The organism is Streptomyces sp. NPDC091271 (genome assembly GCF_044757505.1).
In the GTDB taxonomy this organism is placed as follows: domain Bacteria; phylum Actinomycetota; class Actinomycetes; order Streptomycetales; family Streptomycetaceae; genus Streptomyces.
The window spans coordinates 109,445-129,799 of sequence record NZ_JBIVVD010000002.1 but is presented as its reverse complement, the minus strand read 5'-3'; the positions used below and the strand labels follow the sequence as shown (position 1 = coordinate 129,799).

Below are 20,355 nucleotides of genomic sequence, written 5' to 3'. Positions count from 1 at the left end.
GAGGACGGGGATCAGGCGGCCACTGCGACGTCGGCCCCGTCGTCGGCCGTTGCGGCGGCCTCAGGGCTCCGCCGCACGCCCTTGAGGGTGACGACCAGAGTGGTGGACACCGCGGTGCCGGCGGCGATCGCCAGCAGGTAGAGGAACGGCTCGCCGATGAGCGGCACGACGAAGACACCACCGTGCGGGGCCCGGAGCGTACAGCCGAACGCCATGGACAGCGCGCCCGTGACAGCCCCGCCGGCCATCACGGAGGGGATGACCCGCAGGGGGTCGGCGGCGGCGAACGGGATCGCGCCCTCGGTGATGAACGAGGCGCCCAGCACCCACGCGGCCCTGCCGTTCTCCCGCTCGGTCCGGGTGAACAGCCGGCGGCGTACGGTCGTCGCGAGGGCCATCGCCAGTGGAGGCACCATGCCGGCCGCCATCACCGCGGCCATGACCTTGAGACTGCCCGGCGTCGGATCGGCCAGCCCGCCGACCGCGAAGGCGTACGCGACCTTGTTCAGCGGGCCGCCCATGTCGAAGCACATCATCAGGCCGAGGACGACGCCGAGGATCACCGCGTTGGAACCGGACAGCCCGTTCAGCCAGTCGGTGAGGGCGTTCTGGAGGGAGGCGATCGGCTTGCCGACCACGATGAACATCAGGAATCCGACCGCGATCGACGCGAGCAGGGGGATCACCAGCACCGGCATGATGCCGCGCAGCGTGGGATGCACCTTCACCCGCTGGATCGCCATCACCGCCGCACCGGCCAGCAGCCCCGCGACCAGTCCGCCGAGGAAGCCCGCGTCGATGGTGAGCGCGATGGCACCACCGACGAATCCGGGGACGAGCGCAGGCCGGTCCGCCATCCCGTAGGCGATGTACCCCGCCAGCACCGGGACCAGGAAGCCGAAGGCCGCAGTGCCGATCTGGTTCAGCAGGGCGGCCCAGCTGGCCGCCTCGCCCCAGACGAAGTGGTCGGCCACCGACTTCGCGCTCGCGATCTCGTAGCCGCCGATCGCGAACGAGAGGGCGATGAGCAGCCCCCCGGCGGCGACGAACGGCACCATGTAACTGACCCCGGACATCAGATAGATACGGAGCCGGACACCGAAGTGACCGGACGCCCCCGCTGAACCGCCCGTGCCGGACCCCGGCTCGGCGGGACCGTCGGCGACCCCGCTGACCTCTCCGCGCTCGGCCTTGCGCCGGGCCTCGGCGATGAGCTCGGCAGGCCGGTTGATTCCGGCCTTCACCCCGGCGTCGACCACCGGCTTACCGCCGAACCTGGTCTTCTCCCGTACGTCGACGTCGTGCGCCCAGATGACTGCGTCGGCGGCGGCGATCACCGCCGGATCCAGCCGCTCGAAGCCCGCGGATCCCTGCGTCTCGACGTCCAGGACGACACCCTGGGCGCGCGCGGCCGCCTCCAGCGACTCGGCGGCCATGTACGTGTGCGCGATTCCGGTCGGACAGGACGTGACGGCGACGATGCGGAACGGTTCGGCCGCCTCCTTCTCCGCCGCGGTGTCCTTTGGGGCCGGAACCGCCGCGGGGACCTCTTCGCCGCGGATCAGGGCCGCCGCGGCGGCGGGACAACCCTCCGCCCGCAGGGCGCCGGTGAAGCCGGGGTCCATGAGCCGGCGTGCCAGGCTCGACAGGATGGTGAGGTGATCGTCGTCCGCACCCGCGGGCGCGGCTATCAGGAAGACGAGATCCGCGGGGCCGTCCGCAGCACCGAAGTCGATACCCGCGGCGCTGCGGCCGAAGGCCAGCGTCGGCTCGGTGACATGCTCGCTCCGGCAGTGCGGAATGCCGATGCCGCCGTCCAGGCCGGTCGGCATCTGGGCCTCGCGGGCCGCCACGTCGGCGAGAAAACCGTCGAGGTCCGTGACGCGGCCGGCCTCGACCATCCGCCCGGCCAGTGAACGGGCGGCCTCGCTCTTCGTCTCGGCGGAAAGATCGAGATCGACCAGTTCCGCGGTGATGAGCTCACTCATCGCGGGGCTCCTTGCTCGTGGACCGCCCGGGAACGGGGCGGGGGACGGGGGCGTCGAACGAATGGACAGGGACGAGGGTGGTCATGCGGCCTGTTCCGTGAGAGTCAGGTCCAGGGGGATGTCCGAGGTGGTGACCACCGCGGACGGATCGAGGTCGGCGGGCGTCGGCATGGCGCTTCCGGGCAGCTGCACGGCGGCGGCGCCGTGCGCCACAGCGGCCGACAGCGCCGCCCGGCCCGTTCCGCCGGCGGACAGGAACCCCGCGAGCGAGGCGTCCCCCGCACCGACGTCGCTCCGGACGGCATCCACCCGCGCCACGGCGAAGTGCGCACCGGACGGTTCCACCAGCAGCTGCCCGACGGCGCCGAGGCTGGCGAGCACCGAACGCGCGCCGAGCTCGCAGAGCTCCTGCGCCGCCTTGAGCGCGTCACCGACCGTCGCGAGCGGACGGCCCACGGCCTCGGCGAGCTCCTGGACGTTCGGCTTGATCACGTCCGGCCGCTCACTCAGCGCGGCGACGAGCGCGGCGCCGGAGGTGTCGAGCGCGATCCGGACCCCGGCCCGGTGGCTGCGGGCGACCAGTTCGGCGTACCACTGCGCGGGCAGTCCGCGCGGCAGACTTCCGCAGCAGGCGATCCAGTCCGCGCCCGCCGACCGGCTCCGGACGGTCTCCAGCAGGCGCTCGGCCTCGGCAGGGGCGAGCTCGGGACCCGCGGCGTTCACCTTGGTGAGCGTGCCGTCGGGTTCGACGAGGGTGATGTTGATACGGGTGCTGCCGACGATGGGCACCCCCGCGGACTCGATGCCGTGCTCTCCGAGCAGCCGGGCCAGCAACGCTCCCTCGGGGCCGCCCAGCGGTGCGACAGCCACCGTACGGTGCCCGGCGGCGGCAACCGCGCGGGAGACGTTGACGCCCTTGCCGCCGGGGTCGACACGGTCCGCGGTGGCCCGGAGGACGGCGCCACGGGTGAGCCCGGCCAGTTCGTACGTGCGGTCCAGGCTCGGATTGGGGGTGACGGTCAGGATCATGCGCGTACCACTTCCGTGCCCCGGCTCTCGATGGCCCGGGCGTCCTCGGGGCTCAGCCCCGTATCGGTGATCAGCAGGTCGACGTGGGAGAGATCGCCGAAGCGCGCGAAGTGCTCCTGCCCGGACTTGCCCGAGTCGGCGAGGAGTACCACCCTGCGGGCCGCCGCGATCACGGCACGCTTCACGGCCGCCTCGGCCAGATCCGGAGTGGTCAGGCCGCCGTCGGGGGAGAAGCCGTTCGTGGCGAGGAAGACGACATCGGCGTTGATCTCGGCGTACGCGCTCAGCGCCCAGGCGTCGACGGCCGCGCGGGTACGGTGCCGGACCCTGCCGCCGACCAGATGCAGGGCGATCCCCGGATGATCGGAGAGGCGAGCGGCCACCGGCAGAGCGTGGGTGACCACGGTGAGGCGCGAGTCGAGGGGGACGGCGCCGGCCAGCCTCACGGTCGTCGTCCCGGCGTCGATGATGATGTTGCCCTCGGCGGGGAGTTCGCCCAGAGCGGCGGCGGCGATCCGGTCCTTCTCGTCGGCCGCCACCGTGTCGCGCTCGGCGAGATCCGGCTCGAAACCGAGCCGTCCGGCCGGAATCGCGCCGCCGTGCACCCGGCGGAGGAGTCCCGCCCGGTCGAGCGTCTTGAGGTCACGCCGAATCGTCTCCGCCGTCACCTGGAACTCCTCGGCCAGGGACAGCACGTCGACGCGCCCGCTCTCGCCGGCGATGCGGAGAATCTCTTGCTGCCGCTCCGGTGCGTACATGTGGTTACGTTTCCGTTTCATGCCCGAGTCTGTTGGTTCATCGGCAGACTACGGTCGCACCTCGGGAAAGTAAACACATTCGGGCGAAGAATGGGCATGAACGGGCTAAGGGAACGGCGATACGGCGGCCCGGGACTCCTCAGCCGGTGCCGTGGGTGGCGGTTCGCGGGCTCAGTGGCCGGGCCAGCAGAGGCGCCCCCAGGACCTGATGGCCGCCGCTCGCCTGCATGCGCACCTCACCGCGCCCGCTGATTTCGGCACGCACGATGCCTGTCTCGTCCGCGTAGACCGGATAACCACCCGCGCCGGATCGGTCCGTGAGGTGGACGACGACCACGTCGTCCTCGGCGCCGCCCGCCTGGAATATGAGCTCGTAACTCACCGGGTAATCCATGACACACCTCCCGACCGGGCCCGGCAGTAGCCGCTCGCCCGTCATCTCCATTGTTTCCCACCGGAGCTCGCGGCGCTCCGGGAGCACGGGCGGGTGACCTTCCGTGACTGCGGATGCGGAATGGGTGAGGCGGGGCGACCATCTTCTGCAAGGGACCGGACGCGTGCTGTCAGCTTCGCACGGCCGCCCGTGACGCCAGGCGGAACCGCCGGCGCGATCGGACTTCGTCGGCGCGGGGCCCACGGGCTCCCGGCCGCCCTGTGGAGAGGAACTGCCGTGCTGATGGCCAATCCCGCAACGCTGCGGAATCTCGTCAAGCGCTACGAGACACTGCGAAGCTCCCACGCACGGCTGGGCACGTCCGAGAGCAGCCGTCGACTCGAAGACGTCTCCTACACTCTCTGCGTCACGACCGGAACCAGGACCGTGCCCGACGCCCTGGCTGCCGCGGCGGCCCAGTTGCGCGCCGTGCCGTCGGCTGGATCGCTGGGCCCGGCGACGGGTGCTGCCGAGGTGCAGCTGACGGCCTGACTCCACACAGTGCCCACAGGGATGACGCCGGTTCTCCGAACCGGCGTCATTCGCTTGTGTGGCCAGTCCCCGGGTGCGGAACCGTACGACACGCCGAATGGGCGGACGGTGCCGTCGAACGGGTGATACCCGCCGGTCGGACAACATGACTGTCAGCGGAGGCGGCTAGGCATGCAAGCATGAGATCTGAGCCCCGTCGAAACAAGACCGTTTCCCCGCGTACCCGCCGACTCCGCGTGACCGGGGGTGCCCTGTGCGCCGCCGCTCTTGCCGCCACTCTCGTGACCGGTTGCGGTCAGGACAGCGGTGACAAGACCGCCGCGGAGACCTCAGAGGCTGCGAAGGTCCTTCCGAACCAGACGACCAGCCCTTCGGGCAGCCCCTCCGAGACGGCGCAGCTGACCGCGGAGCAGACCGAGCGCAAGGAACTGCTGTCGACCGTCAAGATCACCGCCGACAAGGCCGTCACGACGGCCATCGGTGAGGTGTCGGGTGGCAAGCTGACCGATCTGGACCTCGAGGGCCTCGACGACGAGGACGACGACGACGCCACCGGCAGCCCCAGCCCGAGCGGCAGTGCCAGTCCGAGCCCCGAGGCCAGCGGCAGCCCGAGCGGGACCGGAAGTCCCAGCCCGAGCGGCAGCTCCACCAGCCCGAAGTGGGTCGCGGAGGTTGTGGAGAAGGACGGCACCGCACACAACGTGACCATCGACGCGGTGTCCGGCAAGGTCGTCGACTTCTCACCGGATGCCGATCAGAGTGCTGAGGACAAGCAGGAGCTGGCCGCCCAGATCGCCAAGGCGACGCAGACGCCCCAGCAGGTCGCGAAGGCCGCCATGAGCAGGCAGAAGGGCTGGGTAACCTCGATGGCCCTCGACGAGAACGACAGCCAGGTTCTGGTCTGGAAGGTCGACGTCGTCTCCAAGGGATACAACAAGACCACCTTCGACGTGGACGCGGTGAAGGGCACGATCACGGACGAGCAGATCGACGAGGACTGATCACAGGACGAACGGGCTCATCGGTGGCGGACCGCAAGGCGGTGCGCCACCGATGTGCGTTCCCCGAGCCGTCGCCCCGGACCCCTTTGCGCCCGGGGCGAGCACACACCGGGCGCCCGCCTCCACGATCAGGGCGCGATCCCGACGTTCCCGAGGCGGCTCCACCTCCTCTCCTGGGCCCTCGTCATCGCGGGCCAGTGTGTGGCCCCCGCACGAGGGTTCACCCGCGAGGCATAGGAGGCGGGACTGTGGTCCGGCCGGAAGAAACACCCGGTCCCGTAATCGGCGTCGAAGGCGGGGCAGGAGGACGCGACGGACGACGGGGTCGGCTTACGGCCCGTCCGTACCCACCCGGACAGCGCCGAGACCGCGGCGGCGTACTCCGCCGTGCTGAGACCGCTGTGCTCGCGCTCCTGTGTGAAGGTCTGCACGAGGTGACGGTCGCGGTGGGCGCCCTCCAGACTGTCGCGGTACGCCGCCTCGTGCTCGGCGAAGGCTGTCGGGTCGTCGATGGCGTGCATGGACAGCACCGGGACGGACACCGCTCCGGTCACATCACTGTCGTACGACAGGTCGCGCCGCGCCGAGGCATCGGCGGAGAACCGCTCGACCCCGGCGTTCAGTGCCGCGTCGTCGTGCGAGCCGCTGTAGCGCACGTGCTGGTTGCTGAAGGGGCTGCGCAGGCCGAGTCGCCGGACGATGTCGCGGAAGGTGAAGGTCGCGAAGGAGAGGTGCGACTCAAGGGTGCGTTCGGGGATCTTCGTGACCGCGAGGATGTCGTCCAGGTTCCGCTGCTGGAGGGGCGTCCGGTCCGCGGGCTGCGAGGCGTAGCCCGTGCACTCCTGGAGCCTGGCGCGCAGACCCGCCCCGGTCATGGCCGAATCCTCGCGGAGCCCCATCCACAGGGGGTACGACGGTTCGGACGGGCGTGGGTGGTTCCGGCAGTAGTACTGGTAGACGACGCGGAGGTCCACCCGGTAGTCGTAGCCGCGGGAGCCGCCCGCGAGGACACCGTTCGTGAGCAGCGCGCCGTCGTAGGGCGAGCCGGCGCCGCCGTACATCTCGATGGTCTTCGCGGCCACGTTCCCGCCCCAGGACTGCCCATGGATCAGGGTGGTGCCCGGGCGACCGAACCTCTCGGTGAACAGCCGGCGCAGATTCTCCGTGTCCGCGGCCGCCATCCTCGTCCCGTATCCGCCGCGACGGTAGGCCGAACCCGCCCAGGCGTAGCCCTCGTCGACCATGACCGACCAGCGCTCCAGGTCGTCGCCGCTGCGCTGCGGGTCCGACTCCTCGCCCAGGTCGGGTCCGCCGTGGGCATGCATGACCAGAGTTCCGTTCCATGTGTGGGGGATGGCGACGGTGTAGTGGGCGCCGTGGGAATCCTGGCCGGCGTAGCACGTGGCCTTCGCCGCCAGGCTCGTCGGGCAGGCGACCGTGCCGGGCGCTGCGGCCGCGGGCCTGGCCGGGCCGATGACGCCCGCGGCGAGAATCCCCGCGACGCAGCCTGCCGTCACTGTGGACAGCCTCCTGCGTGAACGCGACTGCATGAGAAAGGCGAACACGGTACTGCCTCCTGGCTTCTCGCTCCGGTGCATGCCGGCCGATGCTAGCCACGCCCGGGACATCCGCCAGGGGTCCCGTCATTGCGTTCATATCGTTTACCGGCGGTCGCCCGGGCGCGTACTTCAGGACGAACGGTGACCTCCGCCCTTCGTGCGCGTTGTACAGGGCGTGCCCACTTCTTTCTCCAGCTCGCCCACCGCCCCGGCCGCGCCGGTGGTGAAGCCGAAGCCCTTCCTGCTGACGCCCCGCCAGGGAGAAGCGGCCCGCGCGCTCATGGCCTATGTGGGCTCGCTGCCGCTGAAGGGAGCCGATGCACAGCTTCTCGCGGTCGTCGTCTCCATCCGGGCGGCCCGGCGAGGCATCGGCAACCTCACCGGGCAGGATCTGCGTTCGCTGCGGCTCACCGACCCGGAGGGTGCCGTCACCTCCTTCGCCGCACTGGGCTGGCAGGGCCAGGAGGCTCTGCTCGGCGAGGACATGGTCACCCCCGTGGCCGTCACCGTGCCGGACCTCGCCGACCGGCCGGACCCCCGGCTGCCCTTCGGTAAGGTGATGCGGTCCAGGGTGTCGGGCTGGACGGTCCGGACCATGGCCGCCAAGCCGGTCAAGAAGACCTCGACCGCCGCGCGACTGGCCGCACTGTTCCTGGCCGCCCACGGACCGGCCGACGAGCACGGCACGCTGCCTGTCCACCTGCCCGACGACTGCCGGGCCGCCCTGCCCGAACTGCTCGCCAAGGGTTTCCTGTGCGAGTTGGACGGTGAGCGGTATCTGCTCTCCGAGGCCGTCCGTCACCTGTCGGGAACGCGTCCTCCGTCCGACACCCCGTCCAGGACCCGCGAAGAGCCGGAGGCGGAGCGGCTGAGCTGGGACGCGTGGAAGGACCGGGCGAGCGTGGCCCTGCGGCGGCACGTCGAAGCGGTTGAGCACTGTCCCGAGTGCTCCCTGACCACGGCCAGGGTCTCGGAGGCCTTCATGCGCACGGCGGTTCCCGCCCAGTTCGAGGAGAAGGTACGCGCGGCCTACGCCGCCTGGGAGGTCAAGTACCCCGACCAGGGTCCCGCCGCCGCCGAGTTCGCCGCCGCCTTCCGCGCCGCGCACGGTCACGGGCCCTCCGTGAAGCAGCTCTGCAAGGCGCTGGGCTGGGGGAAGATGTCACGGGAGCTACGTATCCACGTCATCCGCCGGTTGATCGCCGACGGTTGGCTGATGAACACCGATCCGGTGCCGTGGACCCTGCGCCCGGGCAAGGCGGCCCAGAACCGCACGCCCGGGGCGACGACGGCCTCGGGTGAGCGCACGCGCTGAGCGTTGCCCTTCGTCGCATGACCCGCGTGAATCCCCAGGATTCAAGACGCTTGTGATGGGCATGTCAGGCGTAGCGCGCGTGCCCCCACATTCACGCGCCGACCGGGAGGACGCAGTGAGAAGCAGCGCACCGATCCGCAAGGCAGCACTCGTCCTGACCAGTGCCGTCGCTCTGGTCATCACCTCGGCGAGCAGCGCGCTCGCCGCCCCGCCGGCCGCGCTGGCCGCGAACGCGGACGCGATGGAGCAGACGTTCCAGCCGGCGTACGACTACGACACCGACGGCTGCTACCCCACACCGGCGATCGGCCCCGACGGAACGATCGCCCCAGGCCTCAACACCACCGGGGCGGTCAACGGAAGTTGCCGCGACGCCGTGGATCTGGACAACACCAACGGCTACGCCCGCTCCATGTGCAACAACGGGTGGTGTGCCGTCATGTACGGGCTCTACTTCGAGAAGGACCAGGCGGTGGCCGGCAGCGGGCTCGGCGGGCACCGGCACGACTGGGAGCACGTCGTGGTGTGGGTCCAGAACGACGAGGCCCGTTACGTATCCACCTCCGCCCACGGCGACTTCGACGTCTACGCCGGTGACCGGATCCGGTGGGACGGAACCCACCCCAAGATCGTCTATCACAAGGACGGTGTGAGCACCCACTGCTTCCGCCCCGCGAATTCCGGCGACGAACCGCCGGAGAACCACTACGGCGAATGGCGGTTCCCGGCTCTCGTCGGCTGGAACGGCTACCCGGACGGCCTCCGGGACAAGCTGGTCCAGGCGGACTTCGGGAGCGCGGTCTTCGGTCTCAAGGACGGAAACTTCGCCGCCCATCTGCAGAAGGCCCTACCGGCCGGCATACCTTTCGACCCCAACGCCTGACGTACGAGGAGCGGGTGACGTCGCGAGCCCGCCCCGGCCCGGGGCGGGTGACGGCGTGACCCGCCCCGGCGAAGACTCAGCGGGCCGACAGCTCGGAGGGCGCTTCCTGGACCACCCATCCGTTCCCGTCCGGATCGGCGAAGGACATGAACGAGTTCCAGGTGTCCCCCTTGCCTTCCTCCCAGCCCGTAGCGCCGACGTGCCGGATGGGGGAGACGTCCACGCCCCGGCCCACCAACTCCTCGCGTGCCGCCTCGATGTCCGTCACACAGACCTGGAGACCGTGCAGCGTGCCGGGAGCCATCACCTTCTCTCCGGGGAAGGCGGGCATTCCCTTGAGCATGGCGATCGAACACCGCGACCCCGGTGGCGTCATCTGGATGATGCGCATACCGGGGGCGACCTCGTCGTCCAGGTCCAGTGTGAATCCCGCCTTCTCCGTGTAGAACGCTTTCGCCCGGTCCATGTCGGTGACGGGGATCGGGATGACCTCGAGTGTCCAGTTCATGGAGCCTCCTCAGCAGAGCCGGTTCGCCTGGAGGTCCACCGTCGCCCACGAGGGAGCCGCATCGCACGCCGAAACGCCAGCAAGGCCTGTACTTCGACCATTTACTCCGCGAGGGAGCCCGGGCGTCGGCGCCGGGACGTCCGGAGCGATCTTCGTCCGGCCCTGGACGGCCCGGACGAGAGGCCTCAGGTCGCCGCCTGGGAGCTGTCCCGGAAGCCACCCCATCCGTGCCAGCGGTCGATCTCGATCCAGGCGTTGACCCGAGCACGGTCACGGTCCGCGTACGGCTGGCCGAGGTACTGCTGGGACAGCCGGTCGATGCCGGCCAGACCCTCGTCGTCGCTCATCTCGACGACGCGCCCGATCAGGGTCACATGGGTGTACCAGTCGGAGTCGTCGAGCACCGTAAGGGTGACACGGGGATCCCGGCGTACGTGGTCCAGGCGCTTGCGCCCCTCGTCCATGTTGACCAGCACCCGGCCGTCCTCCCAGAGGTACCAGGTGGCCGTGGACACCGGCTGCCCGTCCGAGCGAAGGGTGGCGATCACAGCCGAGTTGGCCTTGCGGAGCATCGCCACCGCGGCCTCGGGAAGCGGAGGTTTCGACATGTTCTCTCCTCTGTCTCGTGCTGCGCCCTCCCTGTGACGGTGAACCACACCGGATGATTCGGAGGGCGCGCCTCCACGCTGCCACACGACGTCGGCGGCGGCCGGTACCGCCCCCCACGCTGCGCGTCCGCGCCGAGCAGCCGCGCCGAGTGGGGCCGCTGCCCCGCGTCTTCCGCATGGGAGCGGCATGGCGCGGTCGCGTGACGGAGGGAATTGTCGGTGGTGGCTGTGATGCTGGAGCCATGGACGAACTGATGAGGCGCCGCGTCTACGGCGCCGACCACGACGACCCCGACCCGGGGCCGCGGCCCGGGCACGTCTACGTGGAGCTGGTGGGCGGCCCGCTGGACGGACTGCTCCTGGACGTGACCGGCTGGCCCGAGGAGCGCCTTGCCGTAGGGGCCGCACTGGGCACGGAACTCGGGAAGTTCGGTGCGGGAGGACATGCCGTGTACGGGCCTGTGACCGGTGATCCGAGGCGCTGGTCCTGGGAGGCGGACAGCCCCTGAGGCGTCCGCCTCCCCCTGCGCGGGCCCCGTCACCGCGGTGCCGGGTGCCCTCCCGTACGCAGGGCGGCGATGAACCACGTGAAGACCGGTGCCAGGCTGGGCGGGACCGGCCACCCGTTGACGGCGCCGAGGAGCTGCCAGTAGCCCTCCGCACGCGGGTCCGAGCCCGCTACCAGCCGGGTGACGAGCCAGTGGCGCAGCTCGGTGTCGTCGGTACGTGCGAAGGTCTCGGCGTAGAGGGCGGTGAGGGAATCGAGAATCGGCGCCGCGTCGGCGGAGGCGGGCTCGATTCCCGCCGCTAGGGCCTTGCCGACCTCCTGGCGCACCGACTCGGTCAGCTCGTGGTGCAGCCCCGTGGTGTCTCCGTCCGCCCGCTGCCCTGCCTGGTGTTCGGCCATCCGCCGCACCGCGGCGCGGAAGTCCGCGTCCTGGCAGAGCTCGGCGAGTTCGATCCAGGCTTCCACCTGCTCGGGAGCCGGGTCGTCGGGGAGCTGAGGCATGGCCGAGCGCATGAGAGCGACGAAATCAGGATTGGCGTCGAGACCGCCGAAGGTGTCGTCGATGAAGTCATGGACCACTTCCTGCCGTTCGTTGTCGGAGAGTTTGGCGAGTCTGTGCACGAGATCCAACTCCTCCGGTGTGGAGCCACGTCTGGCAACCGCTCGCAGCACTGCCCTGCGCAGACGCAGGGTGCGGATCTGCACGTCCAGGGCATCGGCGTGAGCCGCGGCGACGTCCGGTACGGAGACCTCCCGGTCGAGGACCTGCCTGATGACAGCGAGGTCGAGACCGAGGTCGCGCAATGTGCGTACGAGGTCGAGCCGGCTCATCGCGTCGATGTCGTAGAGGCGGTACCCGGCCGGGGTCCGGCCGGTCGGCGGCACGATCTCCGCGTCGGAGTAGAACCGAATGGTCTTCACCGTCAGGCCGGTTCGCCGGGCCAGGTCACCGATCGAGTAGAGCGCGTCGCCGTCCAGGCCCCCACTGTGCTGTCTCCCCCCGCTGGAGACTCAGGCGGGCTGCGCCAACCGCATCCGCCGGGCGCAGGGGGAGACCCGGACCGCGTCAGTCGGCGCAGTGCGTGTCCTGTGCCGGGCGGTGCCCGGTGGTGAGGAAACGGGTCACTGCGCCGTCGCCGCACTCGTTGCCGTTACCCAGATACATCCCGTGCCCACCCCGGTCGACGGTGACCATCCTGGCGCGGTCGCCGAGCGCCGCACGCATCTTCAGCGCTCCGGCGTAGGGGGTCGCCGGATCGCGCAGACTCTGCACCATCAGGATGTTCGACGGGCCCTCGTCGGTGATCCGGACGGGCTGCCCGGCCGGGGCGTCCTTCCAGAAGGCGCAGGGGGTGATGTTGACAGGCATCCCGGCCGTCAGCGGATACCGGGCCCGGTCGGCCTCGACCCGCTCCGCGTCCCCGGAAGCGGGACCCGGCCAGCGCACGTCGTTGCAGATCACCGCGACCATGAGCGACGCGTCCTCGTCCGGGATGACCTGGGCCAGGTCCGGCGGCAGGGTCGGCCGGCCCTCCGCACTCCGGGCCTCCTGGATCAGGCGGGCCATCGCCGGGAACGCGGCGTCGCTGTAGAGGGCGTTCTGGAGCGCCTGCCTCAGTCCGTTGCCGGTCAGCGGGACGCCTGGCGTTCCCGAGTCGCGCGGGGCGCGGTCCAGCTGGGCGGCCAGCGCGAGGAACAGCGGTTCCACGCCCTCGGCGCGCTGAGCCAGCCGCAGCCCCTCCGCCTCACGGGCGGGATCGGCCGACCAGGCCGCGAAGTCCGCGAAGCGGTCGGCGGAACCCCGCGACATGTTCTCCAGCCACCCGCGCGCGACTCGCGTGGGGTCGGGGTCCCCCGTGCTGTCGAGGACCACGCGGTCGACGCGACCGGGCTGGGTCTGCCTGTACACGGCGCCGACGTAGGCCCCGTAGGAGGTGCCCCAGACCGACAGCTTCCGCTCGCCCAGGGCCTGCCGGAGCCGGTCGATGTCGCGGGCCTCGTTCCTGGTCGTGAACGACCGCAGCACCGCACCTCCGTCGGTGGCGCAGGACTCGGCGGTCCGGAAGGAACGTGCGGTGTTCTCCTCGATTCCGCCGTCCGGCGCGGGCCACGACCGCAGTGTCACCAGCCGGCGGTCCGCCGCCGGCATGCCGCAGCGTGCTCGGACGCTGCCGCCCACTCCGCGCGGGTCGAGGCTGATGAGGTCGTACGCCCCGCCCAGAGCGTTCTGCAACGCTGCGCCCTTCTGTGTCAGACGCTGCACCCCGGACGAACCGGGCCCACCAGGGATCACCGCCAGGGTGCCGCGCCGCTTCTCCGGCCGGTCGCTGAGCAGACGGGTGACGGCGACCGGGACGGTGCGCCCGTGGGGCCTGGAGTAGTCGAGGGGGACAGGCAGCGTCGCGCACTCCTGCCCGGCAGGCCCGGTGGTCCCGGCGGGCAGTTCGCACGGTTGCCAGTCGAGCCGCGGAACGGACGCGGGCTCCGGGCCGGCCGCTCCGGCGGCCTGCGGAGTGGTGGTCACCGTGGCGGCCACCGCTGTGGCACAGAGCGTCAGAAACAACGTGTTGCGGGTCCAGTTCGTCATGGGGAAAGCGTGGCCCGGCCGCGTCCGGCTGCCCATGCGGCAGGCAGGCGTACCAAGGGTGGGGCAAGCCCCTCGGACACCCTGCGGAACACGCCCGGCGTTGGCCTCGGCGGGGTGCAGTTCGCGGTCCGGCGACTGGGGATGCGCGTGATCCTCATGACGGGGTCGGTGAGCATCGCGCTGGGCATGGTCGCGCTCAACACCCCGTGCGCACTTCTCGGCCCGGTCCTGGTCGCCCCCGCGCTCCTTGCCGGAGCGGGCCAGGGCATGGGGCAGCTCGGCGGCCTGTCGCTCCTCAACTCCGCCGTTCCTCCGCACCGGCTCCCGACCATGACGGTCGTTCCGGGTTCGCATGGCCATCACACTCGTTACCATCGGCCTCATGAGCGCTGAGCCCTCGCACCCCGTCCCCCTGCGCGCTTCCGACGCGGACCGCGAAGCCGTGGTTGCGGAGTTGCAGGAAGCGGCGGCCGACGGCCGCATCGACCTCGACGAGTTGGGTGCGCGGCTGGAAGTGGCCCTGGCCGCGAGGACGCACGACGAGCTGGCGCCGCTCACCGCTGATCTACTGCCCGCCATGCCACCGGCTCAGCCGCTGCTGCTCAAAGGCGGCATTGCCGGCGCGGTGCGGGACGGGGTCTGGCGGGTGCCCGAGCAGATCAAGGCGTACGGCGGTCTGGGCAGCGTCAAGATCGACTTCACGCGGGTCGAGTGCCGGCTGCGTGTGGTGGAGATCGAGGTGGACGGACAGACCGGAGGGGTCGAGATCGTCATTCCTGACGGCTGGGCGGTCGAGGTGGGGGAGTTGGACCCCGGCCTGGCAGGCCTGCGCGACAGGACGACGGCCGAGAAGCTTCCGGGCTCACCCCTGATCCGCCTGACCGGCACCTGCGGGACGGGCGGAGTGACTGCCCGTCACCCCAGGCGCGGTGAACGCCGCAAGCTGCTGCGGGAGATTCGCTGAGCAGGAGCCCTGCGCCCTCAGTCGGTCGCTGCTCCCAGAAGCTGTTCCCGGTAGGCGCGAGCCGTGGAGATGAGTCCGTCGAGGGAGTCCCGGGTGGCCGCGAGGTCGGCGATGTGCCGGGTGAGCCTGTCCCGTTCGAGCGCCATCCGCTCGAGCGCGGAGTCGGAGTTGTCCTGGCTCGGCGAATCGAGGCAGGGGAGCAGATCGGCGATGGTGCGGCTGGAGAGGCCTGCCGCGTACATCTCCTGGATGAATCCGACCCGCTCGGGCTGGTCGTCCGTGTAATGCCGTTGCCCGCTGCTGCTGCGGACGCTGGTGAGCAGTCCCTGCTCCTCGTAATAACGCAGGGACCGGACGCTCGCTCCGGTCCGTGATGCGAGTTCCCCGATCCGCATGAGCCCCCCTGTGGCCTGTGGTGTGCGTCACAAGCCTTGCCTCTGACATTGATGTGAGGTTTTAGCGTAATCGATGTGCCCGGCAGCCGGGTACGGAGTCGACGCAGGGGAGTTCTCGACATGACCGGCCTCTTCCACCGCTACCAGCTCGGTGATCTGACGCTGCCCAACCGGATGGTGATGGCCCCGATGACACGGGTCCGGGCTGCCGCGGGCGGTCTCGCGACCTCCTCCATGGCCGCCTATTACGCCCAGCGGGCAACGGCCGGACTCATTGTCAGCGAGGGGGTGCAGCCCAGCCTGATCGGTCAGTCCAATCCCGGCACGCCGGGACTGCACACCGATGAGCAGGTGGCCTCATGGCGTCCGGTGACGTCCGCGGTGCATGCGAACGGCGGCCGTATCTTCGCGCAGATCATGCACGGCGGCCGGGTGTCGCACCCGGACACCACCGGTATGCAGCCGGTCGGGCCCTCCGCGGTCCCCGCGGTGGGCGACGTGTTCACCCCCACGGGCCCCCGGCCCGCCCCGCTCCCGCGTGAACTGGAGACCGCGGAGGTGGGGGAGCACACCCTGGCGTACGCGAGCGCCGCCCGCCGTGCGGTCGACGCGGGCTTCGACGGTGTGGAACTGCACGGTGCCAACGGCTACTTGATCTCCCAGTTCCTCTCGTCGAACGCCAACCTGCGCACGGACTCCTACGGCGGTTCGGTGGCCAACCGGATCCGGTTCGCCGTCGAGGCGGTCTCCGCGACGGTGCAGGCGGTCGGAGGCGCGAGGACCGGTATACGCCTGTCCCCGGGCGGCGGCTTCTGGGGCGTCGAGGAGACTGATGCCCTTGAGCTCAACAAGGCGTTGCTTGCCGAGCTGGCGCGGCTGGAGCTCGCGTACGTACATCTCGAGGCCACGGCAGGCGAACAAGTGCTGCTGGACCTGAGGCGCGCATGGCCGGGGACCCTGATCATGAATCCTGTGTTCCCCATGGGGCCCAAGCAGACCGGCAGGGCCGAAGCGGACCACTGGCTCGAGCTCGGAGCGGACCTGATCGGCTTCGGCCGCGCGTTCATCGCCAACCCCGACCTCGTCGAGCGGGTGCGTTCCCGGCTGCCGATCGCTCCGGTCGACGAGACGACGTACTACCAGGGCGGTGACGCCGGTTACCTGACCTACCCGGCCTACCAGTACACGGCGTGATGACGCTCAAGGGCTGACGGCTTCGACGTGCACCGCTATGGCCAGGGCCAGGCTGACCACGTAGTGCTCCTCGACGGTTCCGTGCGGGAAGAGGTCGGTGAGGATTTCCCGCTCCTCGGCCATGAACCTCTCGGTGGCGTTCCTGCCGAGGACCAGGAAGTCGGAGTACGTGGCGAGGTTCGCGAGATGCGATTCGAGCGGAACTTCTCTGGACCACGTGACCTGCCGTCGGGCGAAGCCGATTTCCGATGGCAGGCCGTGGAAGCGGGCCATACGGTCGGGCTCGTCGCCGTCGGCTCCGAAGAGGCGGCGCAGCCGGGCGTCCTGGCCGGCCACCCAGCCGACCGCGCTGTCCGAGTCGTTCCACCAGAGGGCGAGTGCTCCGCCTCGGCGGAGCACTCGCAGAGCCTCCGGCACGGACTTGCGCCGGTCGGTCCAGTGCCAGCTCTGCGCATAGGTGAGGATGTCGACGGAACCGGAGGCGAGCGGCAGGTTGTCGCCGTCGCCGCGTACGAGCGGGATGTCCGGCAGGCCGAGGCGGAACTGGGACGCCATGGCCGGTCCCGGCTCCACAGCGACGACGCGCGCACCGCGGGCGTGGAGGAGAGCGGTCGCGAGCCCCGTGCCGGCGCCGATGTCGGCGACATCGGCGCCTCTCAGCGGGCGGCCGGCGAGACCCTCCACCGCGTCGAACAGCGCGGGCGGATACGACGGGCGGTTCGCGGCGTACTCGGCGGCGGCGCTGTCGAAGGAACGGGCCTGTGAAGTGGTCGTCATACGGCAATCCTGGCGAACGCCGAGGCGGCCGGGGCGGCGATCCCCGTAACTCGTGAGCTCTTCGGACGAAGTCACCGACCGAGGACAGCTGACCTCAGCCCCCGCCGTCCGCTCTCTCCGGAACAGCGGGCCTGGTCCTCGGCCTACTTCGACTCGACCCGTCCGAACGCGCGGGGTCCGGTCGTCAGCGCGTCACACGCCGTCCGCCACGCCGGGTCCCCGGCGTGCAGCTGGGTGCGGAGGTAGGCCCAGGTGAGCCGCTGGACCGCGGACACCCGCTCCGGGTTCTCGTCCGTGGTCTCGTCGACGTCATATCCGGAGACCCCGCCGAGCCCGTGCTCCGCGTCGAACAGGGTGAGCAGTGCCTTGGGGCCCGAGGAGAGTACGTACGCATCCGTGTGCCATTCCGGGCCCAGGACGGTCAGATGGAGCGAAGCGTCCTTCTCGCCGGCGACCACGAGCGTGGGTGTCGTCATCGTGGAGAAGTCCGTGGTCGAAACGAAGGGGAGGTTCTCGGCCGCGTACTCCGTGAGGGCGTCCCCGCCCCTGCCCGGTGCCGCCAGCAGTACGCCCGCCTTGATCCGGGGATCGGCCAGAGCCACCTCCGCTCCGTCGTCGGGATCGGTGATCCGGGCCCCCAGCAGCACGCTTGCGGTGTGCCCGCCCATCGAGTGCCCGGCCACGGCGACCCTGGTGCGGTCCAGTCGTCCGAGGAGTTGCGGGACGGCGGCCTCGATCACGCCGAGCTGGTCGAGGACGCTGCTCATGTCCTCGGCCCGCGAACGCCAGTACAAGGGCGCGCCGGGGGTGTCGGGATCGAGGCTCAGCGTCCTCGAGCTCAGATGCGTCGGCTGGATTACCACGAACCCGTGCGCCGCCCAGAAGTTCACGAGGGGGGCGTATCCGTTCAGTGAGGAGAGGTGGTTCGAGGGGCCCTGCCCGTGCGAGAGGAGGATGACCGGCAGATTGCTCCCGGTCACGGGCGCGGAGACCCGAACCTCCAGGTCCACGGCGCGTCCCGGAGACGGGAGCACCACCGGGCTGACCGACAGGACGGGGGCGGGGGAGCCGAAAGCGTCCACCGCGTGGGTCGATGCACTCATTGCGCATATCCATTCGACATCGATGCAATGGCCTCCGCCGCAGGTCCGGGCCGCCGGGCGTGGGCGGGCAGAGGCGTCCGGTCGCAGCGACACTGAACCGGACCGTTGTTCCGATTAGAATATGGAGCAACGTTCCGCTTTGTCAACGGCTGTCCGAGGAGGGCGCGGTGGCCCTGCGGCTGTCGCATCCGCGGCTATCGCGCGGGAACGGGGCCGGCCGGAACACATGAGGTCGTCTGCCACAACGACCTCGCGCCCAAGAACGGTGGTCCACCGGCCTGTCGGCGGCGCCTTGCGCCCGGTGACTTTCATCGACCGGGATCTCGCCGCGCCGGGACACTCCGTCAGGTCGTGGATTTCCGCGATCTCAGCCTCGGGGGCTCGACGGAAACGCGGCCTCCGGGCCGGCCTGATCCAAGCCTGCGGGGGCACATGTGTTCCAACAACAGAAGGAGCAACGTCATGCTGGGTATAGCCGCGGCAGTACTGTTCTTCATCGCTTTTCTGATCAACGCCGCCGACATAGCGACGAATGACATCTTCGCCTCGACGAATGTCATGCTCATCGGCCTCCTCCTGCTGGCCCTGCACGTCGCAGGCATCGGCAACGGACGGCGCGCCGGCCGGCGATGACCGTCACCCGGCGTGCCCGCCCGCTGTGGGCGGCACACGCCGGGGCCGGCCGCCGGGGACAATGTCCCCATGCGTACCCGCCCCGTGAACGTCGACGAGCTTCCGCTTCTCCAGGACATCGAGCGAGCCGCCGGACGGTGCTTCCGTGACATCGGTATGCCCGAGATCGCCGAGGACGAGCCGCTCCCGGTCGGTGAACTGGCGCGCTACCTGAGGAATGGGACGGCCTGGGTCGCCGTCGATCCGGGGGACGCTCCAGTGGCCTACCTCATCGCTGAACACGTGGACGGGAACCTCCACGTCGAGCAGGTGTCGGTCCACCCGGATCAGGCACGTCGCGCTGTAGGGCGCGGGTTGCTGGACCACCTGGCCGGTCACGCCGCGGCCTGCGGCGTGCCTGCCCTCACCCTCACCACGTTCGCCGACGTCCCCTGGAACGCGCCCTATTACGCGCGCTGCGGTTTCGACCCGCTCGACGACAGCGAGATCGGCCCCGGCCTGCGGGAAATCCGCCGGCAGGAAGCCGCTCACGGCCTGGACCGATGGCCAAGGGTCTGCATGCGCAGAGACCTGTGACCCGGCACCCCACGAGAACGGCCCGCTACAGCTCGTCGCCGAACGCCTCTGCCAGCTCACGCCATTCGGCCCGCGGCAGGCCGCTGCCGCCCTCGTCGGCGGTGAGGATCTGGAGTGCCACGTGGTCGGCGCCCGCGTCGAGGTACTCCTGGGTCCGGGCCTTCACACGCTCGGCGTCACCCAGAGCGAAGAGCGCGTCGAGGAGACGGATGCTGCCGCCACCGTCGAAGTCGCTCTCCGCAAACCCCAGGCGAAGCAGGTTGTCCGTGTAGTTGGGCAGCTGGAGGTACCTCGCCAGCATGGTCCGTGCGGTGGTGCGGGCCCGGTCGGTGTCGGTGTCGAGGACCACCGAGAGTTCCGGGGCGAGCAACGCGTCGGGGCCGAGCGCCGTACGTGCCTCCGCGGTGTGCTCCGCGGTGACGAGATAGGGGTGCGCTCCCAGCGCCCGGTCGGTGGCGAGCTTCAGCATCTTCGGGCCGAGCGCGGCGAGGATCCGGCGTCCCGGGCCGACCGGGGGGTTCGCGGCGTCGAGCGAGTCGAGATAGGTGACCATCTCGCTGTACGGCTTCGTGTACTGCGGCACCATCGGGCCGTGGCTGACGCCCAGGCCGAGCACGAATCGCCCGCGCGCGCTCGTGTCGATCTCGGCGACCCGCGCCGCCACCGCCTCGGCGGAGTGGTCCCAGATGCTCAGGATGCCGGTGGCCACGGTGACCGTGCGGGTGGCGGCGACGACAGCCGCGGCGTCGTCGGCCGAGGGGCTGCCTCCGATCCAGAGAGTGCCGTACTTCAGCTCTTCGAGCTCAGCGGCTGCTTCCGCGATCGCGTCCCTGCCCGCGTCGTCCGTGCGTGACGCGTGCAGCGCGCCGCTCCAGATGCCGACCCGTCCGAATGTCTCACGCGTCTCAGAAGTCATGATGGTGACAACAGCCACCTGAACCCGCTATTCCCTGCCGGTCAGGAATTCACCCGAACGGAGGCCGGGAGGCGGGGTCACGGGGGGGGGCCCAGGGCTTCCTCGGGAGCGACCGTTACGCGTACGTT

At 70.5% G+C, this 20,355-nt stretch carries 23 protein-coding genes; 10 read left to right on the top strand and 13 right to left on the bottom strand.

Annotated features, from left to right (window positions below; all coding sequences use genetic code 11):
• Positions 1-11: 11 nt before the first annotated feature.
• The 4 genes from ACIQM3_RS08020 to ACIQM3_RS08005 form a co-directional block, all read right to left on the bottom strand.
• Positions 12-1,988: a fructose-specific PTS transporter subunit EIIC gene (locus tag ACIQM3_RS08020; RefSeq protein ID WP_401620418.1), complete on the bottom strand. Its 1,977-nt coding sequence runs from the start codon at positions 1,986-1,988 to the stop codon at positions 12-14.
• A gap of 81 nt (positions 1,989-2,069) precedes the next feature.
• Positions 2,070-3,017: a 1-phosphofructokinase gene (pfkB, locus tag ACIQM3_RS08015; protein ID WP_401620415.1), complete on the bottom strand. Its 948-nt coding sequence runs from the start codon at positions 3,015-3,017 to the stop codon at positions 2,070-2,072.
• Entirely contained in the window at positions 3,014-3,775 is a 762-nt protein-coding gene (locus ACIQM3_RS08010; RefSeq protein WP_401622341.1) for a DeoR/GlpR family DNA-binding transcription regulator, read from the bottom strand. Before ACIQM3_RS08010 ends, pfkB begins: the two co-directional genes overlap by 4 nt.
• 139 nt (positions 3,776-3,914) lie before the next feature.
• On the bottom strand, positions 3,915-4,169 hold the full coding sequence (locus tag ACIQM3_RS08005; protein WP_401620413.1) for a DUF6296 family protein: 255 nt from the start codon (positions 4,167-4,169) through the stop codon (positions 3,915-3,917).
• 276 nt (positions 4,170-4,445) lie between these two features.
• On the opposite strand from ACIQM3_RS08005, the gene ACIQM3_RS08000 reads away from it, so the two are divergent.
• The gene (locus ACIQM3_RS08000) at positions 4,446-4,700 is read left to right on the top strand and encodes a DUF5133 domain-containing protein (RefSeq protein WP_401620410.1); all 255 of its coding nucleotides are present in this window, start codon (positions 4,446-4,448) and stop codon (positions 4,698-4,700) included.
• Between the two features lie 179 nt (positions 4,701-4,879).
• Positions 4,880-5,701 (top strand): PepSY domain-containing protein, encoded by an 822-nt coding sequence (locus ACIQM3_RS07995; RefSeq protein ID WP_401620408.1) that lies wholly within the window; start codon positions 4,880-4,882, stop codon positions 5,699-5,701.
• A 128-nt stretch (positions 5,702-5,829) separates the two neighbouring features.
• Here ACIQM3_RS07995 and ACIQM3_RS07990 read toward each other — a convergent pair whose 3' ends face one another.
• A complete protein-coding gene (locus ACIQM3_RS07990) occupies positions 5,830-7,251 on the bottom strand; it encodes a hypothetical protein (protein WP_401622338.1) in 1,422 nt (473 codons plus the stop codon).
• Positions 7,252-7,435: 184 nt separating this feature from the next.
• Here ACIQM3_RS07990 and ACIQM3_RS07985 point away from each other — a divergent pair, with 184 nt between their 5' ends.
• A complete protein-coding gene (locus ACIQM3_RS07985) occupies positions 7,436-8,575 on the top strand; it encodes a hypothetical protein (RefSeq protein ID WP_401620405.1) in 1,140 nt (379 codons plus the stop codon).
• A 115-nt stretch (positions 8,576-8,690) separates the two neighbouring features.
• Positions 8,691-9,458: an NPP1 family protein gene (locus tag ACIQM3_RS07980; protein WP_401620403.1), complete on the top strand. Its 768-nt coding sequence runs from the start codon at positions 8,691-8,693 to the stop codon at positions 9,456-9,458.
• Between the two features lie 76 nt (positions 9,459-9,534).
• Here the strand turns inward: ACIQM3_RS07980 and ACIQM3_RS07975 are convergent, their stop codons facing one another.
• Complete coding sequence (locus ACIQM3_RS07975; RefSeq protein WP_401620399.1) at positions 9,535-9,966, bottom strand: VOC family protein; 432 nt, start codon at positions 9,964-9,966, stop codon at positions 9,535-9,537.
• 185 nt (positions 9,967-10,151) lie between these two features.
• Positions 10,152-10,574 (bottom strand): PPOX class F420-dependent oxidoreductase, encoded by a 423-nt coding sequence (locus ACIQM3_RS07970; protein ID WP_401620397.1) that lies wholly within the window; start codon positions 10,572-10,574, stop codon positions 10,152-10,154.
• 242 nt (positions 10,575-10,816) lie between these two features.
• On the opposite strand from ACIQM3_RS07970, the gene ACIQM3_RS07965 reads away from it, so the two are divergent.
• Positions 10,817-11,083: a hypothetical protein gene (locus ACIQM3_RS07965; protein ID WP_401620394.1), complete on the top strand. Its 267-nt coding sequence runs from the start codon at positions 10,817-10,819 to the stop codon at positions 11,081-11,083.
• Positions 11,084-11,112: 29 nt separating this feature from the next.
• Here the strand turns inward: ACIQM3_RS07965 and ACIQM3_RS07960 are convergent, their stop codons facing one another.
• Positions 11,113-12,060, bottom strand: coding sequence for a MerR family transcriptional regulator (locus ACIQM3_RS07960; RefSeq protein WP_401622335.1), 948 nt, complete (start codon positions 12,058-12,060; stop codon positions 11,113-11,115).
• An 88-nt stretch (positions 12,061-12,148) separates the two neighbouring features.
• Positions 12,149-13,669 carry an alpha/beta hydrolase gene (locus ACIQM3_RS07955; RefSeq protein ID WP_401620391.1) on the bottom strand — a complete coding sequence of 507 codons (1,521 nt, stop codon included), beginning with the start codon at positions 13,667-13,669 and terminating at the stop codon, positions 12,149-12,151.
• Between the two features lie 147 nt (positions 13,670-13,816).
• Here ACIQM3_RS07955 and ACIQM3_RS07950 point away from each other — a divergent pair, with 147 nt between their 5' ends.
• Both ACIQM3_RS07950 and ACIQM3_RS07945 read left to right on the top strand, forming a co-directional pair.
• Complete coding sequence (locus tag ACIQM3_RS07950) at positions 13,817-14,062, top strand: hypothetical protein (RefSeq protein ID WP_401620388.1); 246 nt, start codon at positions 13,817-13,819, stop codon at positions 14,060-14,062.
• The gene (locus ACIQM3_RS07945) at positions 14,052-14,633 is read left to right on the top strand and encodes a DUF1707 domain-containing protein (RefSeq protein WP_401620385.1); all 582 of its coding nucleotides are present in this window, start codon (positions 14,052-14,054) and stop codon (positions 14,631-14,633) included. The genes ACIQM3_RS07950 and ACIQM3_RS07945 overlap by 11 nt, the downstream gene beginning before the upstream one ends.
• A 17-nt stretch (positions 14,634-14,650) precedes the next feature.
• Here the strand turns inward: ACIQM3_RS07945 and ACIQM3_RS07940 are convergent, their stop codons facing one another.
• Complete coding sequence (locus ACIQM3_RS07940; protein WP_401620382.1) at positions 14,651-15,028, bottom strand: MerR family transcriptional regulator; 378 nt, start codon at positions 15,026-15,028, stop codon at positions 14,651-14,653.
• A gap of 120 nt (positions 15,029-15,148) precedes the next feature.
• Between ACIQM3_RS07940 and ACIQM3_RS07935 the strand changes: the two genes are divergently transcribed.
• A complete protein-coding gene (locus tag ACIQM3_RS07935; protein WP_401620379.1) occupies positions 15,149-16,222 on the top strand; it encodes an alkene reductase in 1,074 nt (357 codons plus the stop codon).
• Between the two features lie 6 nt (positions 16,223-16,228).
• Here ACIQM3_RS07935 and ACIQM3_RS07930 read toward each other — a convergent pair whose 3' ends face one another.
• Together ACIQM3_RS07930 and ACIQM3_RS07925 are read right to left on the bottom strand one after the other, a co-directional pair.
• Entirely contained in the window at positions 16,229-16,999 is a 771-nt protein-coding gene (locus ACIQM3_RS07930) for a class I SAM-dependent methyltransferase (protein ID WP_401620376.1), read from the bottom strand.
• A 143-nt stretch (positions 17,000-17,142) separates the two neighbouring features.
• Positions 17,143-18,102, bottom strand: coding sequence for an alpha/beta hydrolase family protein (locus ACIQM3_RS07925; protein ID WP_401620373.1), 960 nt, complete (start codon positions 18,100-18,102; stop codon positions 17,143-17,145).
• Positions 18,103-18,564: 462 nt separating this feature from the next.
• Here ACIQM3_RS07925 and ACIQM3_RS07920 point away from each other — a divergent pair, with 462 nt between their 5' ends.
• Entirely contained in the window at positions 18,565-18,735 is a 171-nt protein-coding gene (locus tag ACIQM3_RS07920; protein WP_393754275.1) for a hypothetical protein, read from the top strand.
• A 69-nt stretch (positions 18,736-18,804) separates the two neighbouring features.
• Positions 18,805-19,311 carry a GNAT family N-acetyltransferase gene (locus ACIQM3_RS07915; protein ID WP_401620370.1) on the top strand — a complete coding sequence of 169 codons (507 nt, stop codon included), beginning with the start codon at positions 18,805-18,807 and terminating at the stop codon, positions 19,309-19,311.
• A 25-nt stretch (positions 19,312-19,336) separates the two neighbouring features.
• Here ACIQM3_RS07915 and ACIQM3_RS07910 read toward each other — a convergent pair whose 3' ends face one another.
• On the bottom strand, positions 19,337-20,227 hold the full coding sequence (locus ACIQM3_RS07910) for a TIGR03620 family F420-dependent LLM class oxidoreductase (RefSeq protein ID WP_401620367.1): 891 nt from the start codon (positions 20,225-20,227) through the stop codon (positions 19,337-19,339).
• Positions 20,228-20,355: the final 128 nt, after the last annotated feature.

Excerpts from the sequence above, each read along its gene's own strand:
- ACIQM3_RS08020 (WP_401620418.1), bottom strand. The coding sequence starts at position 1,988 with ATGAGTGAGCTCATCACCGCGGAACTGGTCGATCTCGATCTTTCCGCC.
- pfkB (WP_401620415.1), bottom strand. The coding sequence starts at position 3,017 with ATGATCCTGACCGTCACCCCCAATCCGAGCCTGGACCGCACGTACGAA.
- ACIQM3_RS08010 (WP_401622341.1), bottom strand. The coding sequence starts at position 3,775 with ATGTACGCACCGGAGCGGCAGCAAGAGATTCTCCGCATCGCCGGCGAG.
- ACIQM3_RS08005 (WP_401620413.1), bottom strand. The coding sequence starts at position 4,169 with ATGGATTACCCGGTGAGTTACGAGCTCATATTCCAGGCGGGCGGCGCC.
- ACIQM3_RS07995 (WP_401620408.1), top strand. The coding sequence starts at position 4,880 with ATGAGATCTGAGCCCCGTCGAAACAAGACCGTTTCCCCGCGTACCCGC.
- ACIQM3_RS07990 (WP_401622338.1), bottom strand. The coding sequence starts at position 7,251 with ATGCAGTCGCGTTCACGCAGGAGGCTGTCCACAGTGACGGCAGGCTGC.
- ACIQM3_RS07975 (WP_401620399.1), bottom strand. The coding sequence starts at position 9,966 with ATGAACTGGACACTCGAGGTCATCCCGATCCCCGTCACCGACATGGAC.
- ACIQM3_RS07970 (WP_401620397.1), bottom strand. The coding sequence starts at position 10,574 with ATGTCGAAACCTCCGCTTCCCGAGGCCGCGGTGGCGATGCTCCGCAAG.
- ACIQM3_RS07965 (WP_401620394.1), top strand. The coding sequence starts at position 10,817 with ATGGACGAACTGATGAGGCGCCGCGTCTACGGCGCCGACCACGACGAC.
- ACIQM3_RS07955 (WP_401620391.1), bottom strand. The coding sequence starts at position 13,669 with ATGACGAACTGGACCCGCAACACGTTGTTTCTGACGCTCTGTGCCACA.
- ACIQM3_RS07945 (WP_401620385.1), top strand. The coding sequence starts at position 14,052 with ATGAGCGCTGAGCCCTCGCACCCCGTCCCCCTGCGCGCTTCCGACGCG.
- ACIQM3_RS07940 (WP_401620382.1), bottom strand. The coding sequence starts at position 15,028 with ATGCGGATCGGGGAACTCGCATCACGGACCGGAGCGAGCGTCCGGTCC.
- ACIQM3_RS07935 (WP_401620379.1), top strand. The coding sequence starts at position 15,149 with ATGACCGGCCTCTTCCACCGCTACCAGCTCGGTGATCTGACGCTGCCC.
- ACIQM3_RS07930 (WP_401620376.1), bottom strand. The coding sequence starts at position 16,999 with ATGACGACCACTTCACAGGCCCGTTCCTTCGACAGCGCCGCCGCCGAG.
- ACIQM3_RS07925 (WP_401620373.1), bottom strand. The coding sequence starts at position 18,102 with ATGAGTGCATCGACCCACGCGGTGGACGCTTTCGGCTCCCCCGCCCCC.
- ACIQM3_RS07920 (WP_393754275.1), top strand. The coding sequence starts at position 18,565 with ATGCTGGGTATAGCCGCGGCAGTACTGTTCTTCATCGCTTTTCTGATC.
- ACIQM3_RS07915 (WP_401620370.1), top strand. The coding sequence starts at position 18,805 with ATGCGTACCCGCCCCGTGAACGTCGACGAGCTTCCGCTTCTCCAGGAC.
- ACIQM3_RS07910 (WP_401620367.1), bottom strand. The coding sequence starts at position 20,227 with ATGACTTCTGAGACGCGTGAGACATTCGGACGGGTCGGCATCTGGAGC.